Below are 17585 nucleotides of genomic sequence, written 5' to 3'. Positions count from 1 at the left end.
TATGGATTCCGGGCCTGCGCCCCAAGGGGCGCATCCCGGAATGACGAACGTTAAGTCAGCAAGAGAACAACAACATGACCCGCATTGCCGTCGGTGGCTTCCTGCACGAGACCAACACCTTTGCGCCCACCAAGGCGACTTGGGAGGCGTTCGTGCATGGCGGCGGGTGGCCGGCGATGACGATCGGCGCCGACGTGCTCAAGGTGATGCGCGGCATCAACGTCGGCCTCGCTGGCTTCGTCGAAGAGGCCGACGCCAAAGGCTGGAAGCTGATCCCGACCGTCGCCTGCGGCGCCAGCCCATCGGCGCATGTCACCGAGGATGCGTTCGAGCGCGTCGTTAAAATCATGATCGACGGCATCAAGGCCGCCGGCCAACTCGACGCGGTGTATCTCGACCTGCACGGCGCGATGGTCACCGAACATCTCGAAGACGGCGAAGGCGAGATTCTGGCCCGCGTCCGCGCAGTGATCGGGCCCGACCTGCCACTGGTGGTCAGCATCGATCTGCACGCCAACGTCACGCCGCGGATGATTGAACACGCCGACGCGCTGATCGCCTATCGCACCTATCCGCATGTCGATATGGCCGACACCGGCCGTGCTTCGGCCAAGCATCTGGAGCTGCTGCTGCGCAGCGGTCAGAAGTTCGCCAAGGCGTTCCGGCAACTGCCGTTTCTGATTCCGATCTCGTGGCAGTGCACGTTCGATCAGCCGACCAAAGGCATCTACGACAAGCTCGCCGCGCTGGAGAGCGAGGCGGTGCCGACGCTGTCGTTTGCACCGGGCTTTCCGGCCGCCGATTTTCCGGACTGCGCACCGTCGGTGTTCGCCTATGGACGCACCCAGGCCGATGCCGATGCGGCAGCGGATGCGGTGGCGGCGCTGGTGGCCGGTCACGAGGACGATTTCGACGGCAAGATCTATTCGCCCGACGATGGCGTGAAGCATGCGATCGAATTGGCGCGCACCGCCGCCAAGCCGATCATCATTGCCGACACCCAGGACAATCCCGGCGCCGGCGGCGATTCCGATACCACGGGCATGCTCCGCGCCTTGGTGCGCAACAACGCACAGCGCGCCGCGATCGGCGTGATCTACGATCCGGACGCTGCGAAGGCCGCGCATGCCGCCGGCGTCGGCGCGATCGTCTCGCTGTCGCTCGGCGGCAAGTCGGGCATTCCCGGCGACACACCATTCGAGGAGATCTTCGTCGTCGAGCAGCTCTCCGACGGCCGCTTCGTCGCACCCGGTCCGTATTTCGGTGGCCGCGAGATGGAGATGGGGCCGTCCGCCTGCCTGCGGATCGGCGGCGTGCGCGTGGTGATCGCGTCGCACAAAGCGCAGCTCGCCGATCAGGCGATGTACCGCTATGTCGGCATCGAGCCGACCACGCAGGCAATCCTGGTGGTGAAAAGCTCGGTGCATTTCCGCGCCGATTTTCAGCCGATCGCCGAGCGGCTGCTGATCTGTGCCGCGCCCGGCGCGATGCCGGCCGATACCGCGGCGCTGCCGTGGCAGCGGCTACGACCGGGCATTCGTGTCAAGCCGAATGGACAACCGTTCGTCGCGCCGAACTAACAACTCATCGCCATCACTGACGTCAATTCGCGCTGACGGTGTCCCTCGTGATCGCACCAGTCAGCAGCGGGACTATCATGCACGCACGAGTCGATTTTCGCGCGCGCGCCAATGTATGCAGATACCATTCTTGCTTTGAAGCAGCGTGAAGCGCGCGCGAATTGGAACCTTCCCGGTTTGACGCGATTGGCTCGACGGTTCGCTCAAATGCAAGAGAGGTCGCAGATGCCGTCGCTCAGCGGGCAAGCAATCAATACAGGTAGCATCAAGCAGCATCATGCGCGGACGGGGCTCGCCAATCCGGTGGCGGGTGCGCGCACCGATATCACCAGCGTGGTTGGCCGGTTTGCGATCTATGCGGCAGGCGACGCGCAGCCGAATGGCAGCACCACGCCGCTGCTGCTCATCCACAGCATCAACGCCGCCGGCTCCGCTTACGAAGTCAAGCCGCTGTACGATTACTACGCGAAGCAGCGACCGGTGTACGCGATCGACCTGCCCGGCTTCGGCCAATCCGATCGCGACGACCGCGAATACACCGCGCGAATGATGACCGACGCGGTCCACGCCGCGGTCGAACAGATCCGCCGCATCCATGGCGAGCAGCCGATCGACGCGCTCGCGCTGTCGCTGGCGAGTGAGTTCCTGGCCCGCGCGGCGACCGAGACGCCGCAGGCGTTTCGCTCGCTCGGCTTCATCAGCCCGACCGGCTTCGAAGGCCGGGCTCGCGACGAGCGCACGCCCGGCACCCGCGGTCGCTCCTGGATCATCGACGTGCTGCGGGTCAAACTGTGGGACCGCGGCTTCTTCAAGATGCTCACCGCGCGGCCGGTGATCCGCAAGTTCCTGGAGAAGGCATGGGGCTCGAAGGACATCGACGAGCCGATGGTCGATTACGACTACGCCACCACGCATCAGCCCGGCGCCCGCCATGCGCCGTATTACTTCGTCGCCGGCTTCATGTTCAGCACCGACATCCTGCACGTCTACGAGCAGCTGCGGCTGCCGGTGTGGATGGCGCACGGCGTGCGCGGCGACTTCGTCGACTATCGCCACAAGACCCGCGTCGCCGGCCGCTCGAACTGGACCATCGTGCAATTCGACACCGGCGCTTTCCCGCACTTCGAGGTGCTGGATCAGGTGGTATCTTCGTACGATCAGTTCCTGACGAAGGTGCAGCCGAGCGAGGTCGGCAAGCCGACGCTGGTGCAATCGGCGTAATGGCTCTGCGAATGTCCGAGGCAACTCCAGCAACCATGCACGATCAACAATAGCGTGAGTTGCCTTCGCTTCGCAGTTGAAGAAACTAGACCTGACGCGATTGATTTGGACGCGTGAATCGCGGCGCAGCCGACCTCAAGGCTGCGCCGCCTGGGCTTCACTTGCGGAGGTTGCTGACGGTAATGAACTACGCACAGCTTCTGACCGGATCGGCAGGCAGCATCGAGACCGCGCCGGTCCCGCCGTTCACCCACCACGAGATCCTCGGGCTTGTGCAACCGTTCACCCGCCGCGGCTATCAGGTCGACCTCGCCGCCAGCGATCGCCTCGCGCGGCGGCTCGTGTTCAAGCCGGTCATGCACGAGGAAGCCGGCCGCGGAGGCGTCAACGCGACCGAGCTGCTGCAACTCGACAATCCCCGCCCCGGCCTGCATCAGGTCACCCGCACGCTCACGCTGGAAGACGGCCTGACCGCGGCGCTCGAAACCCAGGGCGACGATCTCGACATCCTGCTACGGCGGATCGAGCAGGTGCTGCCCCAGCAGCAGTTCCGCAGCGTCGAAGGCGCCGTGGTCGCGCTGAGCTATCGCCTCACCCCGGTGAGCACCCGGCACGCCGCAGGCGATGCGACACAACGCGTGCTGCTGCGGGGTGAGGCCGTGATTGCGGGGTTCCGCGTATTGTTGCGCGGGGCGCTGGTGCGCGGTTATCCGGCCGAGATCGACGTCACCCCAAGCACACCAGGCGTGGCGCTGCCTGAGGATCTGCTCGCCGTGATCGGCTGGGCGTGGTCGCCGCTGCGCAAGAGCAAGGCCGGCTTCACCGGCAAGATCAAGGTGCGCGGCCAGGAGCCGGAGCTCAGCCGGCGAGTCGAAGCCGCGCTGGAAAAGACGGTGGCGCATCTCGCCCGCACGCTGACGCGGCCGCCGGCGGCTTACTACGAGAAGCTGCGCGGTGCGCGCTGGACGGTGACCTTCCGCCGCGCGATCCCGGCGCTGTTTTTCGGCGGCCTGATCGCCGGCGCCGCCAGCCTGACGCTGATCGACGTGCCGCAGGATTCGATCTTCAACCTGCTGCTGATGGGCGCGCCGCCGCTGTTGATGTTCGGCGCCTTCGGGATGCGCGAGACGCCGTCGCTGGAAATTCCGCCGCTACCGCGGCGCTGGAAGGCGACGTGGCTGCCGGAAGCCGAGGCGGCCCCGTCACAGATGGATGCACAGACGACCTGACGAGCGAGGACACGATCGATGCACGGCAACCCGATGAACATCCCCCCGGTCTCGATTGCCGCCGCCAAGGCCGCGCTGATCGAGCAATACGCCGACCCGACGCTGCGGCGGCGGGCATCGATGCTGTGGGGCACGCGCGGGGTCGGCAAGTCGTCGATCGTCCGTCAGGTCGCTGCGCATTATCGGGTGCCGCTGATCGATCTCCGGCTCACCACGATCGAGCCGGTCGACATCCGCGGCGCGATCTATGCGGATGAGAACCTGGCCAAGACAGTGTGGTTTCCGCCGGAATTCCTGCCGTCGCCCGACCAGCCCGAAGGCGTTCTGTTTCTCGACGAACTCACCGCCGCCGATCAGCGGCTGCAGATTTCGGCCTATTCGCTGATCCTCGATCGCCGCGTCGGCAATTATCACCTGCCCGACGGCTGGCAGGTGGTGGCCGCGGGCAACGCCAGCTTCCACGGCGCGATCAGCCACGACATGGGCACCGCGCTCGCCGACCGCATGTTCCACTTCAACGTCCAGACTGCGATCGACGCCTTCCTCAGCCACGCCATCACCCACGACTTTGCGCCCGAAGTAATGGCGTATCTGAAGATCCGTCCCGACAAGCTCGACGACACCCAGGCGCAGCTCGCCGGCGATCATCTGATCGGCGCCAGCCCGCGCGGCTGGGAGGACATCTCCAACGTGCTCAAATCCGGCCTGTCCGATCACGCCAAGCGGCTGTTCGTGCAGGGCCGGATCGGCGCCGCAAACGCCGCGGAGTTCTTCGGCGTGCTGCGCGAGATCCAGGCCGGCACCGACGTGCTCAAGCTGCTCGCGGCGCGCCCAGGCCCCGAGACCTCCGCGCTGCTGCCGAAGTCGCTCGATGCGCTGTACGGCATGCTGTACGGGCTGCTCGCCGCCAGCGCCGACAAGGACACCCTGGCGCGGGCGCTCGAGATCATCGAGCAGCTGCCGGACATCCGCAGCACCGTGCCGCTGCCGATCCGCGAAGCACAGACGCTGGCGATGGAACTGCTGATGCAGCGCGGGCTGGAGAACGGCCTTGAAGCCGCGATCCTCGACAGCCCGGCCTATGCCCGCTACGCCGACCGCCGGCAATTGGAAGCCGCCGATGCCTGAGCCGGGCGCGCTCTACTGCCACCGCGGCACGCGCGCAATCCAGCGCATGGTGGAGTTCGCGCCCTCGACCGGCGGACTGGCGTTATGGGTGCAACATGGCGATCTGCCGGACGAGACACCGGCTGAGACGCCAGCCGCGGTGACCGACGGCACAACCGTGTACTACAGCGCGGCGTTCGATCGGTTGCCCCTGCCCGACCAGGTCGGACTCGTTGCGCACGAGGTGCTGCACATCGCGCTGCGCCACTCGCAGCGTTTTGTCGAGCTGCAACGCACCCAGGGCGACGTCGACCTCGAACTGTTCAACATCTGCGCCGACGCCATCGTCAACACCACGCTGGCGCATCTGAGCTGGCTGCATCTCCCCGACAACGCGGTGATGCTGGAGCAGATCGTGTTCAAGGCGCTCGGCCGCGAGCAACAGCCGGAATCGGCGCTGCTCGAATGGGACGTCGAGAAGCTGTACCGGGCGATCGACGACCGCGACGACGGCACCAGCGGCAAGCAGCAATCCGGCCGGCAATCGCAGCAAGGCTCCAAGGCGGACTCGTCGGGCTCCGGCGGCAAGGATCAGGCCCAATCCCAATCCGGCACGTCGGAGAGCGAAACCGCCCAGCGCAGCGACGGCGCTCGTTCCGCCAAGGTGCGGGCGCTCGGCGCCGGTGGCGCGCGCGACCTGGTGCCGAACCCGGAGGCGCAGTCAGCCCCCGAACACGAGGCCGAGCTGGCGCGCGAATGGAGCGAGCGCATCCTGCGCGGCCATGCCGGCGACGGCGCATTCTCGATGCTGCGCGCGCTGATCGCCGATCTGCCGCACAGCCGCACGCCGTGGGCCCAGGTGTTGCGGGTGCAGCTTGCGCGCGGCCTCGCCCGCAAACCGGCGCTGACCTGGTCGCGCCCTACGCGCTCCTACATCGCCAACCAGGGCCGCGCCGGCAATCACCGGATGCCGTTCGAACCGGGCTTCAGCCCGACCAAGAACGAGCCGCGGCTGGCCCTGATCATCGACGTTTCCGGCTCGATCGACGATCAGCTGATGCAGCGCTTCGCCACCGAGATCGAAACCATCATCCGGCGCCAGGAGGCCGGCCTGGTGCTGATCATCGGCGACGAACGGGTGCGGCAGGTCGAGTTCTTCGAGCCCGGACGCCGCTTCGTGCTCAGCGAGATCGAATTTGCCGGCGGCGGCGGCACCAACTTCACGCCGCTGCTCGTCGAGGCCGACCGGCACAAGCCCGATATCACCGTGGTGCTGACCGATCTCGAAGGCCCGGCGGAGTTCAAGCCGCGCTGGCCGGTGATCTGGGCGGTGCCGCAGGAGCATGCCCATGCGGTGCAGCCGTTTGGACGGCTGCTTCCACTCGACTAATAACTTGCGGCAACGACGAGGAGACCGACGACATGCTGCAGGTGAGAGGCGTACCCCAGACTTGGGACAATATCGCGCCGATTCCGATGGAGTGCGACGCGCCGTTCCTCACCATCAAGGGCGAGCTGCCGCGCGAGCTGAACGGCACGCTATATCGCAACGGCGCCAACCCGCAATTCGTCTCGCCGAACGCGCACTGGTTCTTCGGCGACGGCATGCTGCACGCATTTCATCTCGAAAACGGCCGCGCGTCGTATCGCAATCGCTGGGTGCGGACGCCGAAATGGCTGGCCGAGCATGCCGCCGGACGGCCGCTGTACGGCGAATTCAACATGCGGCTGAAGGATGCGCCGGCCTCGACGCCGCGCGACGGCAACGTCGCCAACACCAACGTGGTGTATCACGCCGGTCGGCTGCTGGCGCTGGAGGAAGCGCATCTGCCGATGCAGATCGAACGCGAGACGCTGGAGACCCGCGGCTATTGCGACTATGGCGGCGCGCTGCAGGGGCCGTTCACGGCGCATCCGAAGATCGACCCGGTCACCGGCGAGATGCTGTTCTTCGGCTACAATGTCGGCCGGCCGCTCGGCCGCGGCATGATGCACGGCGCGATCGATGCCTCCGGTCGGCTGACTCGGCTGGAGCGCTTCAAGGCGCCGTATTCGGCGATGGTGCACGACTTCATCGTCACCGCAAAGCACGTGCTGTTTCCGATCTTACCGCTCACCGGCAGCATCTGGCGAGCGGTTCGCGGCAAGCCGCCGTATGCGTGGGAGCCGCGCAAGGGCTCGTATGTCGGCGTGATGCCGCGCAGCGGCAGCGTCCGCGACATCCGCTGGTTCCGCAGCGAGCCGTGCTTCGTGTTTCACGTCATGAACGCCTGGGACGAGGGTAACACGATCATCGCCGACGTGATGCAGTCGGAAGCGCCGCCGTTCTTCACCGACACCGACGGCAGGTCGCTCGATCCGGATAAATCCCGTGCGCGGCTGTGCCGCTGGACGTTCGACCTCGCCGGCCGCAGCGACAGCTTCCAGCGCAGCTACCTCGACGACATCAACGGAGAATTTCCGCGGATCGACGAGCGCCGCGCCGGCCTGCGCAGCCGCCATGGCTGGTACGCCTGCATGAATCCGGAAGCGCCCGACGTGCTGTCCGGCCTGGTGCATGTCGGCGGCGATGGCGAGCGCCGCGCCCGCTACTTCCTGCCGATCGGCGACACCATCGGCGAGCCGGTGTTCGTGCCGCGCAGCAAGGACTCAGGCGAAGCCGACGGCTGGCTGCTCGCGGTGGTGTGGCGCGGCTGCGAGAACCGCAGCGACCTCGCCGTCTTCAACGCCTCCGACATCGCCGCCGGTCCGATCGCTCTGGTCCAGCTCGGCCACCGCATTCCGGACGGCTTCCACGGCAACTGGGTGGCGGCTGACTGAACTCTCGTCAGCGCGCTCAATCGATTGATTGAAGCGGACTGGGCGCTTGCCAAGGGTCCTAAAGTCCTCATCCTGAGGAGCCCGGCAAAGCCGGGCGTCTCGAAGGATGAGGAGCCACATCGCCTGCGGCGCATGGTTCGAGACGGCGCTTCGCGCCTCCTCACCATGAGGTTGTGCCTGTTGTGAGCGCTCCGAAGCGCGATTCCAGTTCTATCATAAACAGAACTGATCCAGGGAGCGCAGGAGCTAACCTGCAAGCCCCACCGCTCATCGGCCGCGATCCTTGTCCTTCAGCAGGCGGCGATAGTACGTGCTTCGGTCGATGCCGAGCCGGCGTGCGGCGCGCGAGACGTTGCCGCCGCTGGCATCGAGCGCGGCCTGCAACGCCGAGCGGGTGTGTTCGGCGAGCGACGTCGGCGGCGGCGCAACGGGCGCTTGGGTCTCCGAAGCGCTTACTGCAGCACTGATTTCGGCGGGGAGCGCGGAGACCTCCACCGGATGCCCCGGCTCGCCGAGCACCAGCAGCGCGCGCAGCGTTCCGACCAGCTGCCGATAATTGCCCGGCCAATTGTAAGCCGCCAGCACGCGCTCGACATCAGTGGAGAGCTGAACGCCAGCCTGTTCGCCGCCGAGCTGGCGCCAGAGTTTTCGGACCAGCGCGAGGCGATCCGGGTGATGGCGCACCGGCGGCCGCTCGACGACGTATTGGGCAATCCGGAAGTACAAATCCTGGCGGAACGCGCCGGCGGCCAGCAATGAGCCGAGCGGCTGATGCGTGGCGCAAATCAGCGCGAAATCGACCGGCACCGGCCGGCCGCCGCCGAGCGGCGAGATTTGCTTGTCCTGCAGCACGCGCAGCAGCCGGCTCTGCAGCGACAGCGGCATGTCGCCGATCTCATCGAGAAACAGCACGCCGCCATCGGCCTGGCGCAGCAGCCCAGGCGCGCCCTGTCGCCGCGCGCCGGTGAAGGCACCGGCCTCATAGCCGAACAGCTCCGACTCGATCAGCCCTTCCGGCAGCGCCGCGCAGTTCACCGGAACGAACGGCTTGTTGCGCCGCGCACTCTCGGCATGAACGCGGCGCGCGAAGACGTCCTTGCCCGATCCAGTCTCGCCGAGCAGCAACACCGGGATTCCGGCCTCGACCAGCCGCACGGTGCGCGACAGCTGCGCCATCATCTCCGCATCGAGGATCGGCTCGACCTCCCCGGCCGGAGCGGCAGGCATTGATGCAACGGCAGGCGTAGCCGGCGCGCGCGGGCTGCGGCGCGGCGGTTCGACCAGCCGGCCCCACAGCCGGGTGCCGCGAGGGCCGCGCAGCATTTGAATCTGCTCGGAGGGGCGGACACCCGGCAGCAGCGTTTCCAGCCGTGCGAGGTCGAGCGCCGGCCAATCCAGGTTCATCAGCTCGAGGCCGTGCCTATTGGCACCGATCAGCACGCCATCGGCAAACGCCAGCACGCCCTCGCGCGGCGTGCCGAGCAGCGCGCGGTCGGTGTGCAGCCGCAGCATGGTGCAGTGCTCGAATCCTTCGGTGAAGAACCGGTGCTCGATCTGCTCGGCAGCAAGCCGCATCAGCCCGAGCGCGTGGACATGGCGGATCGCGGCCGGCCCGGTCATATCGAGCGCACCGGCCACCACACCGCGCGGATCGATCAGCGGCGCAGCCGCGCAAGCCAGGATGCGGTGACGTTCGAAGAAGTGCTCGGCACCATGCACCGCAATCGGCTGACGCTCGACCAGCGCGGTGCCGATCGCATTGGTGCCGGTGTCGGCCTCGCTCCACGACACGCCGGGCCGCAGCGCCACCTGCGCCGCTCGGCCCGCAAACTCACCGGAGCCGATCATGTCGAGGACGACGCCGACCGCGTCGGTGAGAATGACGACGCTGTCGGTGAGGCGCGCGTCGCCTTGCAGTGCATTCAGCTCCGGCCGCGCGAGGCGGCCGAGCCTGTCATGGCGTTCCTGCAATTCGCGCAGTTCGCGGGCGGTGGGCGGTTCAACCAGCGGCGAGCGGCTGGCGTCCAGCCCCTGGCCGGCGCAGCGCTGCCATGAGCGCAGGATCGGTGCGGCGAGCATTCCGTCGACGGGACGCCCCTCCCCGAAGAAGCGGCGGCGCGCAGTGACGACGGCATCACGGCTTGATGCGATTGACATGAGCGGATCCTCGGAGTGTTGGATTCTGCAACAGGTGTGGCGTCCAACTGCTGCAAGTATCACACGCAGCCGGAGGTGCTGTCCAGACATCACCACCCGGAGCGCGCGCGCTCCGATCTAGAATCCTCCCAGTCTTTTCAACGAACTGATCAGTTCGGAGGCCAATGGCCGCAGGCGTCCCGCACACCTGGCATGCGTCGTGCGTAGTTCCATCCGCTTCAAAACAAACGGGAGGAAGCCATGAACCTCATCACAACGATGCATCCGGACGCCAGCACGGTGTTCAAGACCCGCTACGGCAACTTCATCGGCGGCCGCTGGGTGGATCCGGTCGACGGCAGATACTTCGACAACACCACCCCGATCACCGGCGCAAAACTCACCGAAATCCCGCGTTCACAAAAGGAAGATGTCGAACTCGCGCTTGATGCAGCGCACACGGCCAGCATCAGCTGGGCCAAGACCACGACGACAGAGCGGTCACTCATTCTCAATCGCATCGCCGATCGGATGGAAGCCAATCTCGATCTGCTGGCGATCGCCGAAACGCTCGACAATGGCAAGCCGATCCGCGAGACGCGCGCCGCCGACCTGCCGCTGGCGATCGATCACTTCCGCTATTTCGCAGGTGCACTCCGCGCACAGGAAGGCTCGATCTCGGAGATCGATCACGACACCATCGCGTATCACTTCCACGAACCGCTCGGCGTCGTCGGCCAGATCATTCCGTGGAACTTCCCGCTGCTGATGGCGGCGTGGAAGCTGGCGCCCGCGCTCGCCGCCGGCAACTGCGTGGTGCTGAAGCCGGCCGAACAGACGCCGGCCTCGATCCTGGTGTGGGCCGAACTGGTCGGCGATCTACTGCCGCCCGGCGTCGTCAACATCGTCAACGGATTCGGCGTCGAAGCCGGCAAGCCGCTGGCCTCCAGCCCGCGCATCGCCAAGATCGCCTTCACCGGCGAGACCTCGACCGGCCGGCTGATCATGCAATACGCCAGCGAAAACTTGGTGCCGGTGTCGCTCGAACTCGGCGGCAAATCGCCCAACATCTTCTTCGGCGACGTTGCGGCCGAAGACGATCCGTTCTTCGACAAGGCGATCGAAGGCTTCGTGATGTTCGCGCTGAACCAGGGCGAGGTGTGCACCTGCCCAAGCCGCGCGCTGGTGCAGGAATCGATCTACGAGCGCTTCATGGAGCGCGCACTCGCCCGCGTCGCCGCGATCCGCCAAGGCGACCCGCGCGATCCGGCGACGATGATCGGCGCGCAGGCCTCGCAGGAACAGCTCGAGAAGATCCTGTCCTACATCGAGATCGGCCGCCACGAAGGCGCCGAACTCCTGGCGGGCGGCGCACGCGCAGAGCTGCCCGGCGATCTCGCCGGCGGCTACTACGTGCATCCGACCGTGTTCCGCGGTCACAACCAGATGCGGATCTTCCAGGAGGAAATCTTCGGTCCGGTGGTGTCGGTCACCACCTTCAAGGACGAGGCCGAAGCGGTCGCGATCGCCAACGACACCCAGTATGGCCTCGGCGCCGGCGTCTGGACGCGGGACGGCACCCGCGCCTATCGGTTCGGGCGCGCCATCGCCGCAGGCCGGGTGTGGACCAACTGCTACCACGCCTATCCGGCGCACGCGGCGTTCGGCGGGTACAAGCAGTCCGGCATCGGGCGCGAGACGCACAAGATGATGCTCGATCACTATCAGCACACCAAGAACCTGCTGGTGAGCTACGGCACCGGGCCGCTCGGCTTCTTCTGAGACGACAACTCATTTCATCGGCGGGTGCTCAGCACCCGGCCGCAGCAATGCCGGGCGGCGTATCGCGCCGCCCGCGTCGCAGGGCTTTGCCCTGCGAAACGGAGCGCGTCCGGCTCCAGGGCAACAGCCCGGCCGGACAGCTCATCGACTAGCGATCAACAACAAACTCAATGGAAGGAAGCAACCAATGACGGCGACTACATTCTTCATCCCCTCCCTCAACCTGTTCGGCGCCGGCTGCGTGTCGAGCGCGGCCGACCAGGCCAAGGCGCGCGGCTTCAAGCGGGCGCTGATCGTCACCGACAGCGGGCTGCACAAGCTCGGCGTGGCCGATCAGATCGCCTCGATGCTGATCGAGCGCAACGTCACCAGCGTCGTGTTCCCCGGCGCCAAGCCGAACCCGACGATCAAGAACGTCGAGGACGGGCTGGCGCTGCTGAAGCAGGAGAACTGCGACTGCGTGATCTCGCTCGGCGGCGGTTCGGCGCACGACTGCGCGAAGGGGATCGCGCTCACCGCCACCAATGGCGGCAGCATCAAGGACTATGAAGGCGTCGACCGGTCGGCGCACGCCCAGCTTCCGCTGATCGCCGTCAACACCACGGCCGGCACCGCAAGCGAGATGACGCGTTTCTGCATCATCACCGACGAAGAGCGGCAGGTGAAAATGGCGATCGTCGACCGCCACACCACGCCGCTGCTGTCGGTCAACGATCCGGTGCTGATGCTCGGCAAGCCGCCGGCCCTGACTGCTGCGACCGGCATGGACGCGCTGACGCACGCGATCGAAGCCTATGTGTCGATCGCCGCGACGCCGATCACCGACTCCTGCGCTCTGAAGGCGGTGTCGATCATCTCCAACAGCCTGCGCACCGTCGTCGCCGAGGGGCAGAATCTGGCCGCCCGAGAAGCGATGTCGTATGCGGGATTCCTCGCCGGGATGGCGTTCAACAACGCCTCGCTCGGTTATGTGCACGCGATGGCGCACCAGCTCGGCGGCTTCTACGACCTGCCGCACGGCGTCTGCAACGCGGTGCTGCTGCCGCACGTGCAGGCCTATAACGCGCAGGTCGCGGCGGGCCGGCTGAAGGACGTCGCGCATGCGCTCGGCGTCGATACCACCGGCATGACCGACGCCCAGGGCGCCGACGCTGCCATTCACGCCATCCAACGGCTGTCGGCCGACGTCGGCATTCCATCCGGCCTCGGCGGGCTCGGCATGAAGGAGGCGGACGTGCCGGTGCTCGCCGCCAACGCGCTGAAGGATGCGTGCGGCTTCACCAATCCGAAGCAGGCGACGCAGACCGAGATCGAAACCATCTTCCGCGCGGCGGCCTGACCGCCTTTGCGTCGCGGTCGGACACAACCGTGTCCGACTAGACATCGGAGCAGGATGGCTTCTCACCTAACCGCAAGTCATCCCGCTTCGATCCAAATCGCGTGGACGCACCAGATGCGTCCGCGCCCTCACCGCCCCCACCGGTCCTGCCAGACCTTCTCGCCGATCAGGCACGATACTCGCGCCGGACGGTGTTCATCGGCGATCGGAACGATGCGGGCCGGCGGGGTGTGGCCAGCGACCTCCATCACCAGCTTGGTGTGGATCGCCTCTTTGAACTTGGCGCGATCCTTGATGCCGACCACGAAGGCGCCGGGACCGCCGATCACGCAGTCCTCGTAGTAGTAATCCAGATTCTCGATATCCATCATCGAGTAGGACGGCTCTTTCACCATGATCGGCAGGCCGTTGATGACGACGCCCTTGGCGACCGCGGCATCGCGCGCGATCGTCACCGGTTCGCCGTTATTGTTCGGGCCATCGCCGGAGATATCGATTACCCGGCGCAGCCCGTGATACGGGTTCTGTTCGAACAGCGGCAGCGCGAAGTTGATCGCGCCGGAGATCGAGGTCCGCGAAGCACGGCGCAGCGGCGCTTTCAGGATCTCGGCCGCGACCGCATCGGCCGATTCCGGCCCGTCGATAATATGCCAGGGCAGAATGATTTTCTGATCTGAGGACGCGGCCCACTCGAAATACGTTACCGCGATGCGGCCGGTCGGACCGCTCTTCAGAGTCTTGAGGAATTCGCCGGAGATCAGCGCCTGCGCGTAGCCTTCGCGCTGCACTGCGAGTTCATCGACGTCCATCGAGTAGGAGACATCGACGGCCAACACCAGTTCGACGTCGACCTGTTTGGCGTCGTCACCCGCTGCTGATTGCGGCGCCTGGTTGGGCGCGGCAATCGCGGCGACACCGGCCGCCATCGCAGCGGCGAGCATTCCGATCGAGACCCACCAGCGCATTGCAGCCCTCCGGTCGACCAACCGCGATGGTGACATGCAAAACAGATGACGGAAAGCGGCCCAGCCGGTTCCATTCCGATCACTTTCCAGTCACTGATGATGATCGATCGTGAGCGTGCGATGGGAAGGGCGGCGCTACGCGGCTCAACGCAGGCAGGTTTTCGTCGGGCGGGCGACGCTGTAGGATAGGACCCGCATTGCAGGCATTTCAGCATTTCACGCGGGTCGGCATCTGATGAGCAACATCGACCTGAAGCCGAAGACCAAGGCCAAAATCAAGGTCGAGCGGCCGAAGCTGCACAAGGTGATCCTGGTCAACGACGACTACACGCCTCGCGAATTCGTGGTGTCGGTGCTGAAGGCCGAATTCCGGATGACCGAGGACCAAGCCTATAAGGTGATGCTCACCGCGCATCAGCGCGGCGTCTGCGTCGTCGGCGTGTTCACCAAGGACGTCGCCGAAACCAAAGCCACCCGCGCCACCGACGCCGGCCGCGCCAAGGGCTATCCGCTGCTGTTTACGACGGAGCCGGAGGAGTAGTGCCGGCGGCGTAGTACCAAATTCGGCGCGCCTGTTACCGGAAAAGAGCGTCATCGCCGGGCTCGGCCCGGCGATCCATCTCTCGCATTAGGCCATTCTAGAGCGCGCTTCATCGATTGTTTGAAGCGGATTTGGCCTTTGCCAAGCGTCCGAAGTCCTCATCCTGAGGAGCCCGGCAAAGCCGGGCGTCTCGAAGGATGAGGAGCCGCAGGGCTTGCGGCCCATGGTTCGAGACGGCGCTTCGCGCCTCCTCACCATGAGGCTGTACAAGCTGCGACCGCTAGGAAGTTCGGTCCTGATTCTGTCAAACGCAGAGATGCTCTAGATGCGCGCTACGCGCGCGATGGATCCGCGGGTCAAGCCCGCGGATGACGCTCGGCAACTTGATGGTTCAGTGTCTCACAGCCCTTCGGCGGCGAGCGGCGTCTCGTCGGTCAGGCCGTGGACGCGCTCGGCGTGGGAGAAGCCGGCCATCGGGAATTCGCCGAGGTCGCTCCAGCCTTCGGAGCACAGCCCGACGAAATCGCTGGAGGCGACCACGGTGCGGCCGAGCCGGGCGGCCAGCCGCTCCAGCCTTGCGGCGAGGTTCACCGCCGGGCCGATGCAGGTGAAGTCGAGCCGGTTGCCGCCGCCGATATTGCCGTACAGCACCTGACCGACATGCAACGCGACGCCGAAGCGGAAGCTCTCGATGACGTGGGCGCCCTCGACGAAATTCAGATCCGCGATGCTGGCCCGGCATTCATTGGCTGCGGCCAGCATCCGGCCGCAGACCTCGGCGGCGTCGCTGCCGTCATCGGCGATCGGAAACACCGCGAGCAGGCCGTCGCCCATGAACTTCAGCACCTCGCCGCCATGGCCCGCGATCGCCGCGACCTGGCAGTCGAAATACGCGTTCAGTAGCTTGACCATGATCTCCGGCGGCAGGCCGTCGGACAGCGCCGAGAAGCCGCGCAGGTCGGACAGCCAGATCGCGGCGCGGAGATGATCCGCATGGCCGCGGCGGATCTGTCCGGCCAGAATGCGGGCGCCGGCGCGGTTGCCCACATAGGTGTCGAGCAGATTGGTGGCGATGTCGCGCAGGCTGATCACCTCGACCAGCCGCGACAGCGGCGGCATCATCGCCCGCAGCGCGCTGAGCTGGGAATCGGTGAAGCCGCCCGGCTGCTTGGTGGCGAAACTCGCCGCGTGATAGGTGCCGTCGAGAAACCGCAGCGGCAGCGCGGTGTAATCGGTGACGGCCTCGGCGCGCAGATCCTCCAGGAACGGGAAGTTCTTGCTCTCCGGGTCGTCGAGCCGGAAGCGGACCTCGACGCCGTAATCGTACAGGATCTTCAGCGGGCTGCGCTGATACTCCTCCGACCGCTCGACGTCCTGGGTGGTCGAGCCGACCTCGACCTCGCCGTCGGCCCGCCAGATGAAGCGGTGGCCGTAGATGTCAGGATGCAGGGTTTCGACGAAGACGCCGACCCGGTGCAACGGGATGCCGGCCGCGACGAGCTGCTCGCAGGTCAGCTTCATCTTCATGGCCGGGTCCGGCTCGGACCGTGCGCCGTCGCTCAGCCAGTCGAGAATGCCGCGGATCTGCTCAGAATGCATGGCTGCATCTTAGCCGCCCCGCGTGGCGTTTTGTAGCAGGACTGGGCTCATGGCAGTCATCCAGCGGTCCTGCGCGGATGCTGGAGCGAGACAGGCGGCCCGGCTGGTCAGCCGCCGACCTGTCCCCGGTGCCGCAGCAGATGGTCGGCCAGCACGCAGGCGACCATCGCCTCGCCGACCGGCACGGCGCGGATACCGACGCAGGGGTCGTGACGGCCCTTGGTCAGGATCTCGGTGTCATGGCCGGTGCGGTCGACGGTCTTGCGCGGGGTCAGGATCGACGAGGTCGGCTTGACGGCGAACCGCGCCACCACCGGCTGGCCGGTGGAAATGCCGCCCAGGATGCCGCCGGCATGGTTGGACAGGAACGCCGGACCGTGATTGCCGGTGCGCATCTCGTCGGCGTTCTGCTCGCCGGTCAGCTCGGCGCTGGCAAAACCGTCGCCGATCTCGACGCCCTTCACCGCATTGATGCTCATCAGCGCCGCGGCGAGATCGCCGTCGAGCTTGGCATAAATCGGCGCCCCGAGCCCGGCCGGCACGCCCTCGGCGACGATCTCAACCACCGCGCCGATCGACGAGCCGGATTTGCGGATGCCGTCGAGATAGTCGGCGTAGAATGCCGCCTTGTCCTTGTCCGGGCAGAAGAACGGGTTGTTGCCGATCTCGTCCCAATCCCATTTGTCGCGATCGATCTTGTGCGGACCGATCTGCACCAGCGCGCCGCGCACCGTCATGCCGGCGATCACCTTGCGGGCGATCGCGCCGGCCGCGACCCGGCTCGCGGTCTCGCGCGCCGACGAGCGGCCACCGCCGCGATAGTCGCGGATGCCGTACTTCGCCTCATAGGTGAAATCGGCGTGGCCGGGGCGGTACTTGTTCTGGATATCCGAATAATCCTTGGAGCGCTGGTCGGTATTCTCGATCAACAGCGCGATCGGCGTGCCGGTCGTCACCTGCACCCCGGTCTCGGGATGCACCATCACGCCGGACAGGATCTTCACCTGATCGGCTTCCTGGCGCTGGGTGGTGAAGCGCGACTGGCCGGGCCGGCGGCGGTCGAGATCGCCCTGGATGTCGGCCTCGGTCAGCGGGATCAGCGGCGGGCAGCCATCGACCACGCAGCCGATCGCCACTCCATGGCTTTCGCCAAAGGTGGTGACGCGAAACATATGGCCGAAGGTATTGAACGACATGGCGCGGACCGACCCTTTTGGATTGCGCCGGTGTGGTAACGCGCCGGCCGGACAGGGTCAAACCGGCCTT

The 17585-nt window shown here is 66.3% G+C and carries 13 protein-coding genes; 9 read left to right on the top strand and 4 right to left on the bottom strand.

Translation table 11 applies throughout. The annotated features are described in order from the left end of the window. The first annotated feature begins 74 nt into the window (after positions 1-74). From RPPS3_RS06495 to RPPS3_RS06470, 6 genes are all read left to right on the top strand, one after another. Positions 75-1580: a M81 family metallopeptidase gene (locus RPPS3_RS06495; RefSeq protein WP_107343361.1), complete on the top strand. Its 1506-nt coding sequence runs from the start codon at positions 75-77 to the stop codon at positions 1578-1580. Between the two features lie 225 nt (positions 1581-1805). Next, positions 1806-2801 (top strand): alpha/beta fold hydrolase, encoded by a 996-nt coding sequence (locus RPPS3_RS06490; protein ID WP_107343360.1) that lies wholly within the window; start codon positions 1806-1808, stop codon positions 2799-2801. A gap of 182 nt (positions 2802-2983) precedes the next feature. Continuing rightward, positions 2984-4030, top strand: coding sequence for a hypothetical protein (locus RPPS3_RS06485; RefSeq protein ID WP_107343359.1), 1047 nt, complete (start codon positions 2984-2986; stop codon positions 4028-4030). A gap of 18 nt (positions 4031-4048) precedes the next feature. After that, positions 4049-5158, top strand: a complete 1110-nt coding sequence (locus RPPS3_RS06480) for an AAA family ATPase (protein ID WP_107343358.1) — start codon at positions 4049-4051, stop codon at positions 5156-5158. After that, entirely contained in the window at positions 5151-6527 is a 1377-nt protein-coding gene (locus tag RPPS3_RS06475) for a vWA domain-containing protein (RefSeq protein WP_107346468.1), read from the top strand. The genes RPPS3_RS06480 and RPPS3_RS06475 overlap by 8 nt, the downstream gene beginning before the upstream one ends. Positions 6528-6559: 32 nt before the next feature. Next, positions 6560-7957, top strand: a complete 1398-nt coding sequence (locus RPPS3_RS06470) for a carotenoid oxygenase family protein (RefSeq protein WP_107343357.1) — start codon at positions 6560-6562, stop codon at positions 7955-7957. A 267-nt stretch (positions 7958-8224) separates the two neighbouring features. Here RPPS3_RS06470 and RPPS3_RS06465 read toward each other — a convergent pair whose 3' ends face one another. Then, positions 8225-10114 (bottom strand): sigma-54-dependent Fis family transcriptional regulator, encoded by a 1890-nt coding sequence (locus tag RPPS3_RS06465; RefSeq protein ID WP_107343356.1) that lies wholly within the window; start codon positions 10112-10114, stop codon positions 8225-8227. A gap of 258 nt (positions 10115-10372) precedes the next feature. Here RPPS3_RS06465 and adh point away from each other — a divergent pair, with 258 nt between their 5' ends. Further along, entirely contained in the window at positions 10373-11875 is a 1503-nt protein-coding gene (gene adh / locus RPPS3_RS06460; RefSeq protein ID WP_199852217.1) for an aldehyde dehydrogenase, read from the top strand. A gap of 187 nt (positions 11876-12062) precedes the next feature. Then, the gene (gene yiaY, locus RPPS3_RS06455; RefSeq protein WP_107343354.1) at positions 12063-13214 is read left to right on the top strand and encodes an L-threonine dehydrogenase; all 1152 of its coding nucleotides are present in this window, start codon (positions 12063-12065) and stop codon (positions 13212-13214) included. A gap of 128 nt (positions 13215-13342) precedes the next feature. On the opposite strand, the gene RPPS3_RS06450 is transcribed toward yiaY, so the two are convergent. After that, positions 13343-14179 (bottom strand): DUF1194 domain-containing protein, encoded by an 837-nt coding sequence (locus RPPS3_RS06450; protein ID WP_107343353.1) that lies wholly within the window; start codon positions 14177-14179, stop codon positions 13343-13345. Positions 14180-14414: 235 nt separating this feature from the next. Here RPPS3_RS06450 and clpS point away from each other — a divergent pair, with 235 nt between their 5' ends. Continuing rightward, a complete protein-coding gene (gene clpS, locus RPPS3_RS06445) occupies positions 14415-14720 on the top strand; it encodes an ATP-dependent Clp protease adapter ClpS (RefSeq protein WP_047309913.1) in 306 nt (101 codons plus the stop codon). A gap of 399 nt (positions 14721-15119) precedes the next feature. Here clpS and RPPS3_RS06440 read toward each other — a convergent pair whose 3' ends face one another. Then, entirely contained in the window at positions 15120-16319 is a 1200-nt protein-coding gene (locus RPPS3_RS06440; protein ID WP_107343352.1) for an adenylate/guanylate cyclase domain-containing protein, read from the bottom strand. 107 nt (positions 16320-16426) lie between these two features. Beyond that, a complete protein-coding gene (gene aroC, locus RPPS3_RS06435; protein WP_107343351.1) occupies positions 16427-17515 on the bottom strand; it encodes a chorismate synthase in 1089 nt (362 codons plus the stop codon). Between the last annotated feature and the right edge of the window lie 70 nt (positions 17516-17585).

Source organism: Rhodopseudomonas palustris (assembly GCF_003031265.1).
In the GTDB taxonomy this organism is placed as follows: domain Bacteria; phylum Pseudomonadota; class Alphaproteobacteria; order Rhizobiales; family Xanthobacteraceae; genus Rhodopseudomonas; species Rhodopseudomonas palustris_H.
Note: the sequence above shows the minus strand (reverse complement) of the source record. Positions and strands in the feature narration are given on the sequence as shown.

What these genes read in the sequence shown, in the direction of transcription:
- RPPS3_RS06495 (WP_107343361.1), top strand. Translation starts at nt 75, where the DNA reads ATGACCCGCATTGCCGTCGGTGGCTTCCTGCACGAGACCAACACCTTT.
- RPPS3_RS06490 (WP_107343360.1), top strand. Translation starts at nt 1,806, where the DNA reads ATGCCGTCGCTCAGCGGGCAAGCAATCAATACAGGTAGCATCAAGCAG.
- RPPS3_RS06485 (WP_107343359.1), top strand. Translation starts at nt 2,984, where the DNA reads ATGAACTACGCACAGCTTCTGACCGGATCGGCAGGCAGCATCGAGACC.
- RPPS3_RS06480 (WP_107343358.1), top strand. Translation starts at nt 4,049, where the DNA reads ATGCACGGCAACCCGATGAACATCCCCCCGGTCTCGATTGCCGCCGCC.
- RPPS3_RS06475 (WP_107346468.1), top strand. Translation starts at nt 5,151, where the DNA reads ATGCCTGAGCCGGGCGCGCTCTACTGCCACCGCGGCACGCGCGCAATC.
- RPPS3_RS06470 (WP_107343357.1), top strand. Translation starts at nt 6,560, where the DNA reads ATGCTGCAGGTGAGAGGCGTACCCCAGACTTGGGACAATATCGCGCCG.
- RPPS3_RS06465 (WP_107343356.1), bottom strand. Translation starts at nt 10,114, where the DNA reads ATGTCAATCGCATCAAGCCGTGATGCCGTCGTCACTGCGCGCCGCCGC.
- adh (WP_199852217.1), top strand. Translation starts at nt 10,373, where the DNA reads ATGCATCCGGACGCCAGCACGGTGTTCAAGACCCGCTACGGCAACTTC.
- yiaY (WP_107343354.1), top strand. Translation starts at nt 12,063, where the DNA reads ATGACGGCGACTACATTCTTCATCCCCTCCCTCAACCTGTTCGGCGCC.
- RPPS3_RS06450 (WP_107343353.1), bottom strand. Translation starts at nt 14,179, where the DNA reads ATGCGCTGGTGGGTCTCGATCGGAATGCTCGCCGCTGCGATGGCGGCC.
- clpS (WP_047309913.1), top strand. Translation starts at nt 14,415, where the DNA reads ATGAGCAACATCGACCTGAAGCCGAAGACCAAGGCCAAAATCAAGGTC.
- RPPS3_RS06440 (WP_107343352.1), bottom strand. Translation starts at nt 16,319, where the DNA reads ATGCATTCTGAGCAGATCCGCGGCATTCTCGACTGGCTGAGCGACGGC.
- aroC (WP_107343351.1), bottom strand. Translation starts at nt 17,515, where the DNA reads ATGTCGTTCAATACCTTCGGCCATATGTTTCGCGTCACCACCTTTGGC.